This window comes from Rhizobium sp. No.120 (assembly GCF_054558365.1).
The window spans coordinates 62,229-78,083 of the sequence record NZ_BAAJNQ010000006.1 but is presented as its reverse complement, the minus strand read 5'-3'; the positions used below and the strand labels follow the sequence as shown (position 1 = coordinate 78,083).

13 protein-coding genes are annotated in these 15,855 nt (G+C 60.5%); 4 read left to right on the top strand and 9 right to left on the bottom strand.

Annotation, left to right across the window (positions count from 1 at the left end):
- Nucleotides 1–2: 2 nt before the first annotated feature.
- From ACYJRZ_RS18590 to ACYJRZ_RS18575, 4 genes are read right to left on the bottom strand one after another with little or no spacing between them, the layout of a single operon-like run.
- Entirely contained in the window at nucleotides 3–2,060 is a 2,058-nt protein-coding gene (locus ACYJRZ_RS18590) for an acetate--CoA ligase family protein (RefSeq protein WP_459461393.1), read from the bottom strand.
- 4 nt (nucleotides 2,061–2,064) lie between these two features.
- The gene (locus ACYJRZ_RS18585; RefSeq protein WP_459461391.1) at nucleotides 2,065–3,225 is read right to left on the bottom strand and encodes an acyl-CoA dehydrogenase family protein; all 1,161 of its coding nucleotides are present in this window, start codon (nucleotides 3,223–3,225) and stop codon (nucleotides 2,065–2,067) included.
- A 12-nt stretch (nucleotides 3,226–3,237) separates the two neighbouring features.
- Nucleotides 3,238–4,728, bottom strand: coding sequence for a carnitine 3-dehydrogenase (locus ACYJRZ_RS18580; RefSeq protein ID WP_459461389.1), 1,491 nt, complete (start codon nucleotides 4,726–4,728; stop codon nucleotides 3,238–3,240).
- Between the two features lie 7 nt (nucleotides 4,729–4,735).
- Nucleotides 4,736–5,638, bottom strand: a complete 903-nt coding sequence (locus tag ACYJRZ_RS18575; RefSeq protein ID WP_459461387.1) for a beta-keto acid cleavage family enzyme — start codon at nucleotides 5,636–5,638, stop codon at nucleotides 4,736–4,738.
- A 106-nt stretch (nucleotides 5,639–5,744) separates the two neighbouring features.
- Between ACYJRZ_RS18575 and ACYJRZ_RS18570 the strand changes: the two genes are divergently transcribed.
- Nucleotides 5,745–6,737, top strand: a complete 993-nt coding sequence (locus ACYJRZ_RS18570) for a GlxA family transcriptional regulator (protein WP_459461385.1) — start codon at nucleotides 5,745–5,747, stop codon at nucleotides 6,735–6,737.
- On the opposite strand, the gene ACYJRZ_RS18565 is transcribed toward ACYJRZ_RS18570, so the two are convergent.
- Nucleotides 6,712–7,587, bottom strand: a complete 876-nt coding sequence (locus ACYJRZ_RS18565; protein WP_459461382.1) for a LysR substrate-binding domain-containing protein — start codon at nucleotides 7,585–7,587, stop codon at nucleotides 6,712–6,714. The genes ACYJRZ_RS18570 and ACYJRZ_RS18565 overlap by 26 nt on opposite strands.
- Nucleotides 7,588–7,696: 109 nt before the next feature.
- Between ACYJRZ_RS18565 and ACYJRZ_RS18560 the strand changes: the two genes are divergently transcribed.
- The 3 genes from ACYJRZ_RS18560 (at nucleotide 7,697) to ACYJRZ_RS18550 (ending at nucleotide 11,321) form a co-directional block, all read left to right on the top strand.
- A complete protein-coding gene (locus ACYJRZ_RS18560) occupies nucleotides 7,697–8,614 on the top strand; it encodes a DMT family transporter (RefSeq protein WP_459461380.1) in 918 nt (305 codons plus the stop codon).
- A gap of 66 nt (nucleotides 8,615–8,680) precedes the next feature.
- On the top strand, nucleotides 8,681–10,723 hold the full coding sequence (locus tag ACYJRZ_RS18555; RefSeq protein WP_459461378.1) for an oxidoreductase: 2,043 nt from the start codon (nucleotides 8,681–8,683) through the stop codon (nucleotides 10,721–10,723).
- Between the two features lie 235 nt (nucleotides 10,724–10,958).
- Nucleotides 10,959–11,321, top strand: coding sequence for a hypothetical protein (locus tag ACYJRZ_RS18550; RefSeq protein WP_459461376.1), 363 nt, complete (start codon nucleotides 10,959–10,961; stop codon nucleotides 11,319–11,321).
- A 24-nt stretch (nucleotides 11,322–11,345) separates the two neighbouring features.
- On the opposite strand, the gene ACYJRZ_RS18545 is transcribed toward ACYJRZ_RS18550, so the two are convergent.
- The 4 genes from ACYJRZ_RS18545 to ACYJRZ_RS18530 are packed head-to-tail and all read right to left on the bottom strand — an operon-like array spanning nucleotide 11,346 to nucleotide 15,769.
- On the bottom strand, nucleotides 11,346–12,410 hold the full coding sequence (locus ACYJRZ_RS18545) for an ABC transporter ATP-binding protein (protein WP_459461374.1): 1,065 nt from the start codon (nucleotides 12,408–12,410) through the stop codon (nucleotides 11,346–11,348).
- Between the two features lie 22 nt (nucleotides 12,411–12,432).
- Nucleotides 12,433–13,947, bottom strand: a complete 1,515-nt coding sequence (locus tag ACYJRZ_RS18540) for a DUF5060 domain-containing protein (protein ID WP_459461373.1) — start codon at nucleotides 13,945–13,947, stop codon at nucleotides 12,433–12,435.
- A 38-nt stretch (nucleotides 13,948–13,985) separates the two neighbouring features.
- Nucleotides 13,986–14,873: a carbohydrate ABC transporter permease gene (locus ACYJRZ_RS18535; RefSeq protein WP_459461371.1), complete on the bottom strand. Its 888-nt coding sequence runs from the start codon at nucleotides 14,871–14,873 to the stop codon at nucleotides 13,986–13,988.
- Entirely contained in the window at nucleotides 14,870–15,769 is a 900-nt protein-coding gene (locus ACYJRZ_RS18530) for a carbohydrate ABC transporter permease (RefSeq protein WP_459461369.1), read from the bottom strand. The genes ACYJRZ_RS18535 and ACYJRZ_RS18530 overlap by 4 nt, the downstream gene beginning before the upstream one ends.
- Nucleotides 15,770–15,855 lie beyond the last annotated feature (86 nt).

Here is a 15,855-nt window from a genome sequence, read left to right as displayed (position 1 = left end):
CGCTATCTCCTTCGCCGGATGAGGGCATCCGCGGCAACAGCGCCTCGGGATTCTGCTAGGACCATCAATGGATTAATGTCTAGTTCTTCAAGATGTGCAGCATTCTTTACGACATATTCTGCCGCTGATAGGACGGCATCGGCTACGATCTCGACGCTGCTTCCCGCACTGCCTCGATAGCCTTCTATCAATTTTCGAACCTTCAGCCGCGAAATCCGCTCGAGAACCTCGGCTTTCGTCACGGGGAGCGGCAAAACGATGGAATCCTCAAGCAATTCCACGAGAATTCCGCCCGCGCCGACCGTCAGTGTTAGGCCGATGACCGGATCGCGGACCGCGCCAACGATCAGCTCGGCGATGGGCCGGTCGATCATCCGCTCGACAAGGAATCCGTGTGCAACACCGGCCATGCCTTCGGCCGCGTCTCTGACTGCGTTTCTATCCCATAGGTTGAGTTTGACGGCGCCGACATCGGACTTGTGCTCGACACCGAGCGCCTTGAGCGCGACCGGAAAACCGAGTTGTTCCGCGCAATCGGCCGCTTCGCCCGCCGTGGCGGCGATCCTGCCTAGTGGGACGGCGAGGCCCGCAGCGGCAAGCTCTGCCTTGGCGGCAGCTTCACTCAGGGTCTCAACCTCACCTTCGGCAATGAATGCACTAAGCAGCGGCAATGGCCGTGGCCTATTCCAGGCCTTGGCAATGCCGCCGGCGATATCCGCCGCCACTAACGCCTCACTGATGCCGCAGAGCGGCACGATGCCGCTTTCGATCAGCCGTTGTGCGATCGCCTCCGGCATGTTTTCGGGCAAGGTCGCCAGAATGCCGGCGCGGGCGCCCGTCAGCTTCGCTGCCGCGGCAACCGCCGCAACAGTAATCATCCAGTCGGCGCCATCACAACGATCCTCGCGCGGGAAGTCGAGAACGAGCAGATTGAGGGCATAGCCGCCGGCGAACATGGCGCTGAAAGCCTCCGTCTGCCGGCCCAGATCGCCCCAGACGAAAGTATGATAGTCAAGAGGATTGGAGAGCGTCACCATCGGGCCGAGGGTCGCGCGCAGGGCAGGAAGTTGTTCGGCTTTCAACGCTCGGAATTCGACATTCCTGCCGACGGCGGCATCAGCCATCAGCGACGCCTCGCCTCCCGAACAGCTCATCGACGAGATCGCGTTGCTCTCGAGCGGGCCGGCGACATGCAGGAGTTTCAGCGTCTCGATGAGCTCCGGCAGCGTCGAAACGCGGCCGATGCCGAGGCGGTCGAGAACGGCGTCGGCCACTGCATCGCTGCCAGCAAGTGAGGCCGTATGCGAGACCGTGGCGCGTTGAGCCTGTTCGGATTTGCCGACTTTCAGTGCGACGACGGGCTTCCTCAGCTCTCTAGCGCGCATGGCGAGCCCTTCCAGCGCCCTTATATCGCCGAAGCCTTCGATATGCAGGCCGACGGCCGTGACACGCGGGTCTTCAAGGACGGCCCTGGCAAGGTCCGACAGGCCTATCTGCGCCTGGTTGCCCGCCGTCATCAGATAGCTGATGGGCAGGCCGCGCCTCTGCATGCTTAGATTGATGGCGATATTGGAGGACTGCGTAAGGATCGCAACACCGCGCTCGGTCCTGACAATGCCATGCTGATCCGGCCAGAGCAGGGCACCATCCAGCCCATTGATCATGCCGTAGCAATTCGGCCCGACGATTGGCATCGCGCCGGCTGCTTCGACGAGCGCGTGCTGCAGGTCCGCGCCATCAGCCAGTTCCGCCACTGCCTCGCTAAAGCCGGAGGCATAGCAGACGGCACCGCCGGCGCCTCTGGCGGAGAGCTCCTTCACGATGTCGACGGTAAGCGCCCTGTTGACGCCAATGAAAGCGGCGTCCGGCGCATCCGGCAGGTCGGCGACCGAGCGATAGCAACGACGGCCAAGCACGCTTTCCTGTGTGGGATGCACCGGCCAGATTTCGCCGGCAAATCCCATGCGGTCGCATTGCTCGATGACGCGCCGTGCCTCTCTGCCGCCGAAGACGGCGATCGTTTTGGGTCGGAGTAGGCGGTCGAGCGAGCGCTGAGTCATGGGCTCATGCTCCGAACGGCCGAAGCAGGTCGCGGCTGATGATGTGCCGTTGGATTTCCGAGGTGCCGTCCCAGATGCGTTCGACGCGGGCGTCGCGCCAGAAGCGGGCGAGCGGCAGGTCGTCCATCAGGCCCATGCCGCCAAAGATCTGGATTGCCTCGTCGGTGACGCGGGCAAGCATTTCCGACGCATAGAGCTTGGCCGAGGCGATTTCGCGATTGGCCGGGATGCCGGCATCGAGCTTCCAGGCGGCCGACAGCGTGAGCAGATCGGCTGCGTCGATCTCGGTAATCATGTCGGCGAGCTTGAACGACACGCCTTGATTGGCGCCGATCGGCTTGCCGAATTGCTTGCGCTCGGCCGCATAGGGCAGGGCTAGATCAAAGGTGCGGCGTGCCCGGCCGACGCAGGTGGCGGCAACCGTCAGGCGGGTGCCGTAGAGCCACTGATTGGCAAGATCGAAGCCGCGATGCACCTCGCCGAGCACCTGTGACTTCGACAGGCGGCAATCGGTGAAGTTCAGGATGCAGTTGTGATAGCCGCGATGGGAGACCGAGTCGTAGCCTTTGACGATCTCGAAGCCCGGCCTGTCGCGATCGACCAGGAAGGCTGTGATCTTCTTCTTGACGCCTCGATGGGTATCCTCCTCGCCGGTGGCGGCAAAGACGATGACGAAATCGGCGACATCGGCGTGCGAGATGAAATGCTTCGTGCCGTTGAGCACGAAATCGTCACCATCCTGCCTTGCTGCGCATTTCATGCCGCGCATGTCGGAGCCGGCGTCCGGTTCGGTGATCGCGAGTGCATCGACCCTTTCCCCGCGCACCGCCGGCAAGAGGTAGCGCTCGCGCTGCTCGCCCTCGCAGGCCATCAGGATGCCGGATGGGCGGCCGAAGAAGACTGTAAGTCCCATCGAGCCGCGGCCGAGCTCACGTTCAACGAGCGTGAAGGTGACGTGGTCGAGCCCGGCGCCACCGACCTCCTCCGGGAAATTGCAGGCATAGAAGCCGAGCTCGATGCATTTGCGCTTGATTTCCAGCCCAAGATCGGGCGGCACGAGGCCAGTGCGCTCGACCTCGTTTTCGTGCGGATAGATCTCCGTCTCGACGAAGTCCCTGACCGTCTTGACGATCATCTCCTGTTCTTCGCTGAGCCCGAAATTCACGATCGCTTCCTCCTAGCGTTTTTGTCCCACATGACGGCCGGCTCCCTCCGGCATGGCCAAGGTTGCATGCGCGGCAGAAATCGGCCTCAGCTTCGCCAGCACCTCTTCAGGTGCGGCAACGGCTTTGCCTGCTTTCGCGTCGACATGCAGCAGCATTTGTTCCGCCGTAGCGATTATTTCGCCGCTGGCGCCGTTATGCAGTGCATGGAACACATGCAGCCGCTTTTCATCCGATCCGAGGATCTGCGCCGTCGAATGGATGGCCTGCCCAAGCTTGGCCTCGCCGAGATGGCGGATATGGGTCTCTACCGTGTAATAGCTGTGGCCGCGTTCGACATAGGCGAGATTGACGCCGATCAGGCGCAAAAGTGCATCCGACGTATCGCCGAACACCTGCAGATAGCGATGCTCGGTCATATGGCCGTTATAGTCGACCCAAGCCGGGCTCACCTTGGTATCGATCAGGCGCAGCGGCTTTGTAATGTCCGGCGCATCTTTCTTGTCCCCGCCAGCGGCCCAAAGATGCTGCTCGAAATCCTTCAGCAGTTTGCCGGCGCCCCAGCCCTTGCCGCCATGGCTTCCCTTCAGGCTCTGGAGGATGCCGACGAGGTTTTCGTCGCGGATGCGCTCGAGTTCGCGGATCGACAGGCCATCTGCCTGATCGTCCGACTGCTGGCCGATCTTTTCGACAAGGGCATCGTCGAGATCGACGACATCCATCAGCTTGGTCCAGTTCCACTGCAGGGCGGGGCCGAACTGCGCGAGGAAGTGACGCATGCCCGCTTCACCGCCGGCGATGCGATAGGTCTGGAACAGGCCCATCTGCGCCCAGCGTAGGCCGAAAGAGTAGCGGATGACATCATCGAGCGTCTCGACGGTGCAGATATCGTCCTTGATCAGCCACAAGGCCTCGCGCCAAAGGGCTTCCAGCAGGCGGTCGCCGACGAAAGCCTCGATCTCTTTGGCGATATGTACACCCTTCATGCCGATCGGCGGCAGTCGTTCCATCGCCGCCTGGATGGTCGCGGCGCTGGTCTTCTCGCCGCCGACGATTTCGACGAGCGGCAGGAGATAGACGGGATTATAGGGATGGGCGACGAACAGACGCTCCGGATGGCGCATGTCGCGCTGCAAATCGGTCGGCAGAAGACCCGACGTCGAGGAGCCGATCAGCGCATCCGGCTTTGCGGCTGCGTCGATCTGCGTCAGCACGCTACGCTTGAGGTCCAGCCGCTCGGGCACGCTTTCCTGGATCCAGTCAGCGCCGGCGACAGCCGCTTCCAGCGTGTCCCTGAAGGTCAGCTTTCCGCGCGGCGGCAGCGGTGCGCCGGTTAGCATCGCATAGGCCTTTTCGGCATTGGCGAGAACCTCGCCGACGATGCGGGTTGCTTCCGGATGCGGGTCGTAGACATCGACATCGATGCCTGCCAGCAGGAAACGGGCGATCCATCCGCCGCCTATAACGCCGCCGCCGATACAGGCCGCCTTGTTGATCTTGGTCATCGGGGCCTCAGCGCTTCGTCAGTTTCAATTTCTTGCGGACATCTTCGGGGCCGATGATGCGCGCGCCCATGCCTTCGACCACCTGCACCGCCTTTTCGACGAGCTGCGCGTTGGTCGCGAGCATGCCCTTGCCGGCGTAGAGATTGTCCTCCAACCCGACACGGACATTGCCGCCGGCGAGGATCGCCGCCGCCGGGTAGGCCATGGCGTTGCGACCGATGGAAAAGGCCGAGAAGGTCCAGCTTTTGGGAACGTTATTGACCATCGCCATAAAGGTGTTGAGGTCATCGGGCGCCCCCCAGGGGATGCCCATGCAGAGCTGGATGAGGACCGGATCCTCGATCAAGCCCTCCTCGGCAAGCTGCTTGGCGAACCAGAGATGACCGGTATCGAAGGCCTCGATCTCCGGCCGCACGCCGAGATCGGTCATCTTCTTTGCCATGGCCCGCAACATCGAAGGCGTATTGGTCATGACATAGTCGCCAAGATTGAAGTTCATCGTGCCGCAATCGAGCGTGCAGATTTCGGGCAGGCATTCGGCAACGTGGCTTACGCGCTCGGTGGCGCCGGCCATATCGGTGCCCTTGGCATTGAGGGGCAGGGGGCTTTCGACATCGCCGAAAATCAGATCGCCGCCCATGCCGGCCGTCAGGTTCAGCACGACATCGATGTCTGCCGAACGAATACGATCCGTGACTTCCCTATAGAGTTCGTTGCGGCGGCTGGCTGCGCCCGTTTCCGGATCGCGGACATGGCAGTGAACCACTGCCGCCCCAGCCTTGGCAGCGTCGATCGCGGATTCCGCGATCTGCTTGGGAGTGACCGGAACATGGCTGGATTTGGAAACCGTATCGCCGGCGCCGGTTACGGCACAGGTGATGAAGACATCACGATTCATCGCAAGAGGCATTTTTGTTCTCCCTCGTATTGAGGACATTACGAGCCATGGCGCGCCTTCATGCTTTGCATTATCGGAAGCATTCGATACAGTTTCGGAACGCTTGAAGGAATGCGGGATGCTGACATCGGCCAATGAGACACTCGACATCGACCTCCTGATCCTTCCGGAGACGAACTTGCTTCTGATCGCGTCGGTGATCGAACCTTTGCGCGGGGCCAATCGCATTTCCGGAGCCGAGCTTTATCGCTGGCGCCTTTTCACGCCGGACGGCTCTCCCGCGGAGACGACGAGCCTTATTCCGGTGCCCGCATGTTCTGGCTTTCGTTCCGGCTCGGATACCGCACCGCTTTTCGTGCTCGCCAGCTATAATTGGCGGCGCAGCGCCACGCAGGCGCTGAAAATGCAATTGTCGCAAGCCGCACGCCATCGTTCGATGGTTGCCGGCATTGAGTCCGGGACGTGGCTGCTTGCCGAGGCGAGCCTGCTCGACAATGTCTCTGCTGCCGTTCACTGGGAGGATTACGACGATTTCGCGCTCGCCTATCCGCAGGTGCGCGCCGTGAGGGATCGCTACGTAATCGACAGCAAGCGGATCACCACGGCTGGGTCCCTGCCGACGGTCGATCTGATGCTGGAGATCATCCGGCGCCGGCAAGGCTATTCACTGGCGCTCGAGGTGAGTCGTCTGTTCATCTACGAGCCGGCGAGCACGCAGGGTGTGGCGGAACTTTCGCCATCGACGGCCGGTTTGCGCATGCGCGATCCGCGAGTTGCTCAGGCGATCCGCCTGATGGAGGACCATATCGAGCAGCCGCTGGTGCTCACGCGTCTCGCCCGCCGTGTTGGCGTCAGCGCCCGCCATCTGCAGGCTCTTTTCCAGGAGAGCATCGGCGCGCCGCCGCATGTGCATTATCTGGCGTTGAGGCTCAATGCGGCGCGGCGCAAGGTCATCGAGACGAAAGCCTCCTTTGCCGAGATTGCAGCCATGACAGGCTTCAATTCGGCATCGGCCTTTTCCCGCAGCTATCGCGCAAGCTTTTCAGAAAGTCCGTCCGGCACGCGCCGCAGGCTGCGCCGGCGCATTACGGCTGCAGCAGAGCCGACATAGGGCGAAAGGCGTCGCGCACCATTTCAGCCAATTCCCGGATCGCTTCGCTCGAATGATACGGATTGCGTCGAAGCACGACACGTGATGAATCCACAGGCGGGAACCCGTCGTCACTCGTGAGTTCGCGGCAGCCATGCGGAATGTTGCTGCGCGACAGCGTGGTCACGGCAAGCCCGGCGGAGACGGCATTCTTCAGGCCCGAACTCGTGTCGGCGATGAAGGCGATCCGATAGGCGCGGCCTTGCTGCTCCAGCGAGCGCAAGGCGAAATCGCGCGCCCATGTCGAATTGCGATAGGTGGCGACAGGCAGCGGCATGGCATCATGCAGGCGATGCACCATGGATGTCACCCAGACCGTGGGGTCGATGCAGAGAACTTCGCCCTTGTTCTGGTTGCTCCAATCGAAAACAACGGCTAGGTCCAGCTCATCTTTTTCCAGCGCGGCCAGATTATGCGCCGTGTAATCGCAGGAGACAGTGACTTCGACCGCCGGATGCCTGATGGCAAAGGCCGCCAGGGCCGCCGGCAACACAGTCTGGCTATATTCCTCTGGAATCCCGATCCGCACCGGCCCGTCGAGTGGCTTGGTGCGAATATTCGCCGCCGCCTCGTTGAGGAGTTCGATCACGCGCTGTGCGTAGGGCAGCAATTGGGTACCGGCTCGGGTGAGGACGGCGCCCCGGGCACTCCTTTCGAAGAGCGTTTCGCCGATCGTATCTTCGAGCCGCTTGATCTGAGCGCTGACGGCCGATTGCGTGCGGCCGATCCTTTGAGCGGCCGTGGAAAAATTGGACGTCTCGCTAATGACGAGGAACGTCCGCAGAAGGTCGCTCTCAATGGGTTCACGCATTGCGGTCACAAATATTTCTGATAGCTACTATCTCTACTATTCGTTTGCCTGATGTCAAATATCGGCGCACACAGGAGCGTTCCTTCTGCTTCGTTCCTCGAGTCTATAAATGACATTCCAGCTTCCAACCCGCTCCGCTCTTGCCAGCGATTATGAGCGGGGCGTCGTACTCGTGGCTACGGCAATGCTCGCGTGGAGCTGCAGTGGCATCTATGCGCGCTTGCTGACGACGGACATATGGACGGCGATCGCCTGGCGGTCGCTGTTCGGCGGCTTGTTTCTGCTGATTCCCAGCTTTTTCCTCGAAGGCGGGTTTTCGCGCAGGCAATGGGCATCGATCTTTCATCCCGCCGGGCTGGCGATGCTGGTCTGCCAGACAATCAGCCAGGCATGCTTCATCGGTGCTCTTTACATGACCACGGTCGCAAATGTGACCATGATCTATGCGACGGCGCCATTCATCGCCGCCTTCCTCAGCTGGACCATGCTGAAGGAGCGGGTCGCGAAGCGCACATTGGTGGCCGGCGGTATCTGCCTCATTGGCGTTGCAGTCATTGTCGCATCTTCGATTGGCGGCGGTACAGGCGTTGGCGATCTGCTGGCGCTCGGCATGACTGTTACCTTCGCCCTCATCATCGTCATCCCACGCATGGACCCCAGCATTCCGATCCTGCCGTCGAGCGTCGTCAGCGGGCTTTTGACCTTCGTGGTCTTCGTGCCGTTTGCCTCGACAAGCTCGGTGGACGTTCACAACTGGCTTCTGCTCGCCGCTTTCGGGGCGACGAATTTTGCGCTCGCTTTCGTCCTTTTCCTGTTCGGATCAAGAAAGATGCCTGCCGCCGACGCTGCGCTTATCAGCTCGATGGAAATCGTGCTGACGCCTTTCTGGGTGTGGCTCTTCTTCTCCGAGATGCCGCCGGTTGCCACTTTTGTCGGCGGGGCGATCATCTTCGCGACGATCGTCTGGCATACCGCGATCGATCTGCGGCATAGCCGCCGCCGTCGCGCACTCGTCAGTGGGCTATAGCCATAACCTCTCTTCTCAGCAAAGATAGCGGCTTGAGCCTCGACTTCATAAAGCGATGAAAGTGACATGACCTCCAACGATCCCTTGCTCCAGCCCTATCAGCTCAAGCACCTGACGCTGAAGAATCGCATCATGTCGACGGCGCACGAGCCGGCCTATTCGGAAGGCGGCATGCCGACGGATCGTTACAGGCTCTATCATCGCGAGAAGGCAAAGGGCGGCATCGCGCTGACGATGACGGCGGGCTCGGCGATCGTCTCGGCCGATTCGCCGCCGGCCTTCGGCAATCTCCATGCCTATCGCGATGAGATCGTGCCCTGGCTGAAGACGCTTGCCGACGACTGCCATGAGTTCGGGGCTGCTGTCATGATCCAGCTGACCCATCTGGGCCGCCGCACCGGCTGGAACAAGGGCGACTGGCTGCCGGTACTGGCACCATCGCCGATCCGGGAGCCGGCGCATCGTGCCTTTCCGAAGGCGGCGGAAGATTGGGATATCGAGCGCATCATTGAGGACTTTGCCGCGGCGGCACAACGCATGCAGGCGGCTGGCCTGGATGGTATCGAGATCGAGGCCTATGGCCATTTGACCGACGGTTTCTGGTCACCGGCAACCAACAGGCGAGACGATGAATTCGGCGGTTCCCTAGAAAACCGCACGCGGTTCTCGATGATGGTGACACAGGCCATCCGCAAGGCGGTTGGCCCGGATTTCATCGTTGGCATGCGCATGGTAGCTGACGAGGACTGGGAAAAGGGGCTTTCTCGTGAAGAAGGCGTCGAGATTGCCAGGCGGCTGGTGGCCTCCGGCAATATTGATTTCCTCAATATCATTCGCGGCCATATCGATAGCGACGCGGCGCTCGACAATGTCATTCCGATCCAAGGGATGGCGTCGGCACCGCATCTCGATTTTGCCGGCGAGGTGAGGGCGGCGACGAAATTCCCAGTCTTCCACGCCGCCCGCATCGGCGATGTCGCCACCGCGCGTCATGCAATCGCGGAAGGCAAGCTCGATATGGTTGGCATGACGCGCGCCCATATCGCCGACCCTCACATCGTCAACAAGGTAATGTCCGGGCAGGAGGCCAATATTCGCCCCTGCGTCGGCGCGACCTACTGTCTCGACCGGATCTATGAGGGTGGCGAGGCGCTCTGTATTCATAATGCGGCTACCGGCCGCGAGGCCGAGATGCCGCATCGGATCGAGCGCGCAGCGGTATCGCGCAAGGCTGTCGTCATTGGCGCCGGGCCTGCGGGCCTGGAAGCGGCGCGTGTGCTGGCCGAGCGCGGCCATAAGATCGACGTGCTGGAGGCGGGCAGCAAGGCCGGCGGACAGGTGAATCTGCTCACGCGCAACCCGCGCCGCAAGGAGATGATCGGCATCATCGATTGGCGGCTGGCGGAGCTGGAGCGGTTGGGCGTCACGATCCACTACGACGTCTATGCGGGAGCTGACGACGTCCTTGCGTTCGAACCCGATCTCGTCGTTGTGGCGACGGGCGGTATCGCGCAATCTCCCGAGCTGGAGAGCGGCGACAGCCTCGTCACCTCCTCCTGGGATATTCTGGCCGGCGCAGTGAAGGCCGAGGGGCAGGTCCTGCTCTATGACGACAATGGTGGACATCCGGGCATGTCGGCGGCCGAAGTCATCGCCAATGGCGGTGCCGAACTGGAACTCGTTTCGCCGGAGCGCTTCTTCGCGCCGGAGATGGGCGGCATGAACCATGTGCCCTATGCCAAGACCTTTGCAGAGAAGAATGTCCGTGTGACGATCAATACGCGGCTGAAATCTGTGCGGCGCGACGGCAATGCATTGATCGCGGTTCTCGGGTCCGATTTCTCAGAGAGCACGCAATGGGAACGCAGGGTGTCCCAGGTCGTCGTCGAGCACGGCACCGTGGCGAATGATGAGCTTTACCTTGAGCTGAAGCCGTTATCGCGCAATCTCGGCGCCGTCGATTATCCCGCATTGATCGCCCGCCGACCACCGCTACCCGTCAAAAGCGAAGCCGGTTCCTTCGATCTGATCCGCATCGGTGATGCAATCGCAAGCCGCAATATTCATGCGGCGATTTACGATGCGCTGCGCTATTGCTCGCTTCTATGAGACGGCGGGGATTGCCGACTTTAGCCGGGTTGCCACATCAGACATTTGCGAAGTTTCGCAATAAATTCATTATATCAACGCGATATCATGAATGCCTCGAGTGATAAGTGATGTTCCGCCGCCGCGCTATGGCTGTGGAAACCGCCTTAATTTTGAAACAAAATGTAACAAGTTATAACACCATGTTACGCGCCGAATCATTATATTCGGCTTATGTGTGAACGAGAGGTGTTTGATGCTGGCTAACCGTGCGCCGTCCCCTTCGCGGACCGATGTGCTGATCTGTCTGGATAATCAGCAAATTGCCTCGCGCATCAGTTCGCTTCTGTCGCAACAGGGATTGACGGTCGCAGCCATACCGACGGCCGGCCTTCAGGAATGGTTCGATCCAACCGGTTGTCACCTTGTGGTGACGCATACCGCGATGATCGGAGACGTGCGGACGCGGCTGAATTTGCCGGTCGTCAATATCGAGACATTCATATTCGATCGCCCTGATCATGTAACCGAGGGAGCCGCGCGGCAGTTCGACGGTGACGCTTTTGTAAGGCGCGTTTTTTCGGTCATGAACGGTACTCAAAGGCGCGCAGCCGAGTGATTTAGGTCAGCCGATTGCCTTCTCCTATAGTCGCTGCTGGCTGGCCTTGTCGAAGAAGTGCAGGTTCGGCGTCTTGAGCGAGATCTGAATTGTCTGGCCCGGCACGAGTTCGGCTCGTTCGCGCATCACCCAGGTCAATTCCTTGCCCTCCAGATCGAGCGCGACATGCGTTTCGGAGCCGGTGGGTTCGACGACGGTCACCGTTGCACTGACGCCGGCCTCCTTGGCAAACGAGATATCCTCCGGACGTATGCCGAGAACAACCTCCCGACCCTCCGATTGAGCCGGAGCGCTGGCCAGTTGGATACGCGTGCCTGTTGGCAATATCAACTCCGGCGAGGCACCGCCGGTAAGCTTGCCTTCGAGAAAATTCATGGCCGGAGAACCGAGGAAGCCGGCGACGAAGACATTTCTCGGCCGGTCGTAAAGCTCGAGCGGTGAGCCGATCTGCTCGACCTTCCCACCCTGCAGCACGACGATCTTGTCGGCCATGGTCATGGCCTCGATCTGATCATGCGTCACGTAAACGATCGTCGTCTTCAGGCGCTGATGCAGTGCCTTGATTTCGGCCCGCATCTTGACGCGCAGCTTGGCATCGAGATTGGAAAGCGGTTCATCGAAGAGGAAGACCTTCGGATCGCGCACGATGGCGCGACCCATGGCGACGCGCTGGCGCTGGCCGCCGGAAAGCTGAGCGGGCTTGCGATCCAATAATGGCTGCAGGCCCAAGATCTTGGCGGCTTCGCCGACCTTCTGATCGATTTCGGTGCGCTTCGCGCCGGCAAGCTGCAGCGCAAAGCCCATATTCTGCGCCACCGTCATCTGCGGATAGAGGGCGTAGTTCTGGAAGACCATGGCGATATCGCGATCCTTCGGTGGCAGGTCGTTGACGACCCGCCCGCCGATCGAGATATCGCCGCCGGTAATATCCTCAAGCCCTGCAATCATCCGTAGCAGCGTGGATTTGCCGCAGCCCGAAGGCCCGACGAGTATGACGAATTCGCCGTCCGAGATCTCCACATCGACGCCATGGATGATGTTTACCGCGCCGTAGGACTTCCTGACGTTCTTGATGGTCAATCCGGACATGACATTCTTTCCCTGAAATCGATCAATGCTTCTTGCGGATGCGGAGCGCCTGGTAAGGCTTGCCCGGTAGCTCCACACCGAAAGCGGCGTCCGCCTTGCCGCCGCGCACGATCGCGCCGTGGCGCGTCGGATGCGGGATCGGCGCTTCCACCTTTTTCGCCGGCGTGACCGTCATTTCCCATGTGTCGATAATGTCGACATCATAATCGGTCCCATCCTTGGGTAGCCCGGTGGACCAGATGACAGGTTGGTGCTCGCCGAGATAGATGTAACTGACATCACCGTCGCGTGCGCCGGAAACGCGGGTCCAGGGCCATTCGCCGTAAGAGGACATGGGTTCGAGGCCGTTGACCACATCCTGCTCCAGGAGATCGCGCAGGAAGCCGATGCGCTTCCAGGCTTCGCCACGCAGCTCGCCGCCCTTGGCCCACCAGATGAGATCCTCCGGATGCGAATAGGTTTCACCGTGGCCGGCATAGCCGCCGCGCGTCACAGTAAGCCAGAAGCGATGCACCAGCTCCTGCGCCGTCAGGTTACCCCAGGACTGAATGATATTGCCTTCATATTCCGGCTCGTCGTTGACCACGGGCTTGCCGTAGGCATCGCGCCATTCCTGGGTGCGCTTCACGTCCCAGTTCTGGATGCAAGTATGCGTGACCCACGGCTTGCGATGATCGAAGTTCATCGTCGGCTCGCCGTTGTGGATCGACTTCAGATGGCCATAGGGATCGTTCTCTTCGAGAATGTGAAAATAGCGGTCCCACTGTTGCAGCGGCTTGGTGTCGAGAAGGAAGTCGTACTCGTTGGCAAGCGCCCACCAGACATTGCGATAGGCGGCAAGGCGCGCCGCGAGATAGGCGACGTAGCGGAAATCCTGCTCTGCCGACATATCGGCATAGCCCCAGCGATCGTAAGGGTGGAACATGATGATATCGGCTTCGATGCCAAGATCGCAGAGGGCTGCGACCTGGGTCTCGAAATGGCGGAAGAGGACGGGATTCGGCCGATCGAAGTCTTCCTTGCCGTCCGCGCCCTTTTCAAAGCAGGCGTAGAGAGGCTCGTTGACGTTATAGGGATAGTCCTTGGGGAAGACGCCCATGCGAATCTTGTTGAAGCGCGATTTCTTCAGCGTTTCGAGCGTCTGGGCCTGCATCTCCAGCGACTGGTGCGTCCACGCGTAGCAGGTCGTGCCGAAGGGGAGGAAAGGCTTGCCGTCGGCATAGGCGAAGTGGAACTTGTTGCGGACGTGCACGGGGCCGTGGTTGCCTTCCGACGGCTTGGTGGCAACGAAAGAGCCGGTCTTGCCCTCCAGTTCCGATGTCTTCGAGCGTGTGCGGAACGACCACTCACCCTCATTATCGGGCATGAAGCGAACGCGATAGACACCGTCGCCATCATAGAAGCCGGGCACGCGTACCTCGCGGCTGTTCTGGCTGAAGACGGCATCGAATGCCACATCGAGATAGGGATTGCCACCGGAAGGGCCGTTGAAGGCCGCTTCGAAGACTCCCCATTTTTCGACGGACGCGTTGGACATGATGTTCTCCTCGGAAGATGTATGGATGGTCCGACCGCTCAGCCCTTGACCGCGCCGGAGGTGAGGCCGGAGACGAAGTAGCGCTGGAAGATCAGATAAACGATGGTGGCCGGCAGCACGGTCATGACGATCGCCGCGTTCAACTGCCCATAATCATTGGAAAACTGGCCCTGGAAGGACATGAGCCCGAGCGGCAGCGTCCACATGTGCTGATCCTGCAGCAGCACGAGCGCCATTGCGAACTCGTTCCATGTCGAAACGAAATCCAGGATCAGCAGCGCGGCGAGCACCGGCAGGCAGACGGGCAGGAAAATTCGCCTGAAGATGGTGAAATGGCTTGCACCGTCGATCAGGGCAGCTTCCGACAGTTCCTTCGGAATGCCTTTGAAGAAGCCGTGGAGAATGAACACCTGATAGGGCACGCCGAAGGCGATATAGGGCAGGATCACGCCCGGATAGGTGTCGATCAAACCCAGCGAATTGACCAGCGTGAACAGCGGCGCCAGCATGACCTGGAAGGGGATCATGGTGCCGAAAACGACGAGGAGCAGCAGCAACTTGCCGAACCGCAGGCGGATCTTGGCAAGCGCATAGGCGGCCATTGCCGAGAGGATAAGCCCGAGCGGCACTTTGATGACGGTAATGATGGTGCTGTTCAGGAAGGCATTGGCGAAATTGCCGCGACCCCAGGCGTTCGAATAATTCTCGAAAGCCGGATCGAGCGGCGGCATGAAGGCGCCGGTCGACGTCACATCAGCCTGCGTTTTCAGCGAGGTGAAGACGATGAAGACGAAAGGCGCGAGCCAGATCGCGGCGACCACCAGCAATGCTATCCATAGGCCGATCAGGACGGGATCGCGCTTGCGCTTTGCCGGTGCAATCGTTTCGAAGTCGTCCGACATGGATGTTGCCGATGCTGCCGTCATTGTTCGGCCTCCTCATGCTTTTGCGTCCAGCGCAGGTAAGGAATGACGATGGCGATGGTGATGAGCAGCAGGACGACCGAGATCGCGGCACCACGGCCGAAATCGAATATCTGCATGGCCTGCGTGAAGGCCCATAGAGCCAGCATCTGCGTCGATTGCGCCGGCCCGCCCCCGGTCAGGCCGTAGACAATGTCGAAGGCCTTCAAGGAGGAAATAATAGATAATACCAGAACAATAGTCAGCGTCGTGCGCAGCGCGGGCAGGGTGACGTAACGGAAGATGTTCCAACGCCCGGCGCCGTCGATGCGGGCGGCTTCGACAAGCGTCTGCGAGACATTTTGTAGGCCGGCGAGGAACAGGACCATGGAAAAGCCGACGGATTGCCAGAGATAGGCGGCGAAGACCGAATAGAGCGCGATATCCTTGTCGCCGAGCCAGTCCTGAATCCAGTCCTGCAGCCCCATGGAAGTCAGGATTTCGGTGAAGAGACCGAAGAAGGGATCGTACATCCACTTCCACATCGTCGCGACCGCGATCGGGGCGATAATGACAGGGAGGTAGAAGATGGCCCGGAAGGTATTGCGGGCGAAGAGTTTCTGATTGAGGCTCAGCGCGAGCAAGAGGCCGATCATGGGCGGAAAGATCACGCACATGATCGTCCAGATCACCGTGTTGCGGAAGGCAACCCAAAAGACGGGATCCTGCGTGAAGATATATTGATAGTTCGCAAGGCCGACGAAGGGGCGCTGCGGGTCGAGGCCGTTCCATTTCTGAAAGCTCAGCACCACCACGTTCAGCATCGGATAGAGCGCGAAAATCGCATAGATCAGCATGGCCGGAGCAAGCAGGATCGCTGCCTGGGCGCGGGGATCATGAGTACGATTGCGGAATGACATTTCTAATTGCTCCCGGCGGCAGCTGACGCATGGGCATGAGGGTGAGGGAGGCCGTCCGCCGCGATGACGGTCGGCGTGGCGGCCTC

What these genes read in the sequence shown, in the direction of transcription:
- ACYJRZ_RS18590 (WP_459461393.1), bottom strand. Translation starts at nt 2,060, where the DNA reads ATGACTCAGCGCTCGCTCGACCGCCTACTCCGACCCAAAACGATCGCC.
- ACYJRZ_RS18580 (WP_459461389.1), bottom strand. Translation starts at nt 4,728, where the DNA reads ATGACCAAGATCAACAAGGCGGCCTGTATCGGCGGCGGCGTTATAGGC.
- ACYJRZ_RS18575 (WP_459461387.1), bottom strand. Translation starts at nt 5,638, where the DNA reads ATGCCTCTTGCGATGAATCGTGATGTCTTCATCACCTGTGCCGTAACC.
- ACYJRZ_RS18570 (WP_459461385.1), top strand. Translation starts at nt 5,745, where the DNA reads ATGCTGACATCGGCCAATGAGACACTCGACATCGACCTCCTGATCCTT.
- ACYJRZ_RS18565 (WP_459461382.1), bottom strand. Translation starts at nt 7,587, where the DNA reads ATGCGTGAACCCATTGAGAGCGACCTTCTGCGGACGTTCCTCGTCATT.
- ACYJRZ_RS18560 (WP_459461380.1), top strand. Translation starts at nt 7,697, where the DNA reads ATGACATTCCAGCTTCCAACCCGCTCCGCTCTTGCCAGCGATTATGAG.
- ACYJRZ_RS18555 (WP_459461378.1), top strand. Translation starts at nt 8,681, where the DNA reads ATGACCTCCAACGATCCCTTGCTCCAGCCCTATCAGCTCAAGCACCTG.
- ACYJRZ_RS18550 (WP_459461376.1), top strand. Translation starts at nt 10,959, where the DNA reads ATGCTGGCTAACCGTGCGCCGTCCCCTTCGCGGACCGATGTGCTGATC.
- ACYJRZ_RS18545 (WP_459461374.1), bottom strand. Translation starts at nt 12,410, where the DNA reads ATGTCCGGATTGACCATCAAGAACGTCAGGAAGTCCTACGGCGCGGTA.
- ACYJRZ_RS18540 (WP_459461373.1), bottom strand. Translation starts at nt 13,947, where the DNA reads ATGTCCAACGCGTCCGTCGAAAAATGGGGAGTCTTCGAAGCGGCCTTC.
- ACYJRZ_RS18535 (WP_459461371.1), bottom strand. Translation starts at nt 14,873, where the DNA reads ATGACGGCAGCATCGGCAACATCCATGTCGGACGACTTCGAAACGATT.
- ACYJRZ_RS18530 (WP_459461369.1), bottom strand. Translation starts at nt 15,769, where the DNA reads ATGTCATTCCGCAATCGTACTCATGATCCCCGCGCCCAGGCAGCGATC.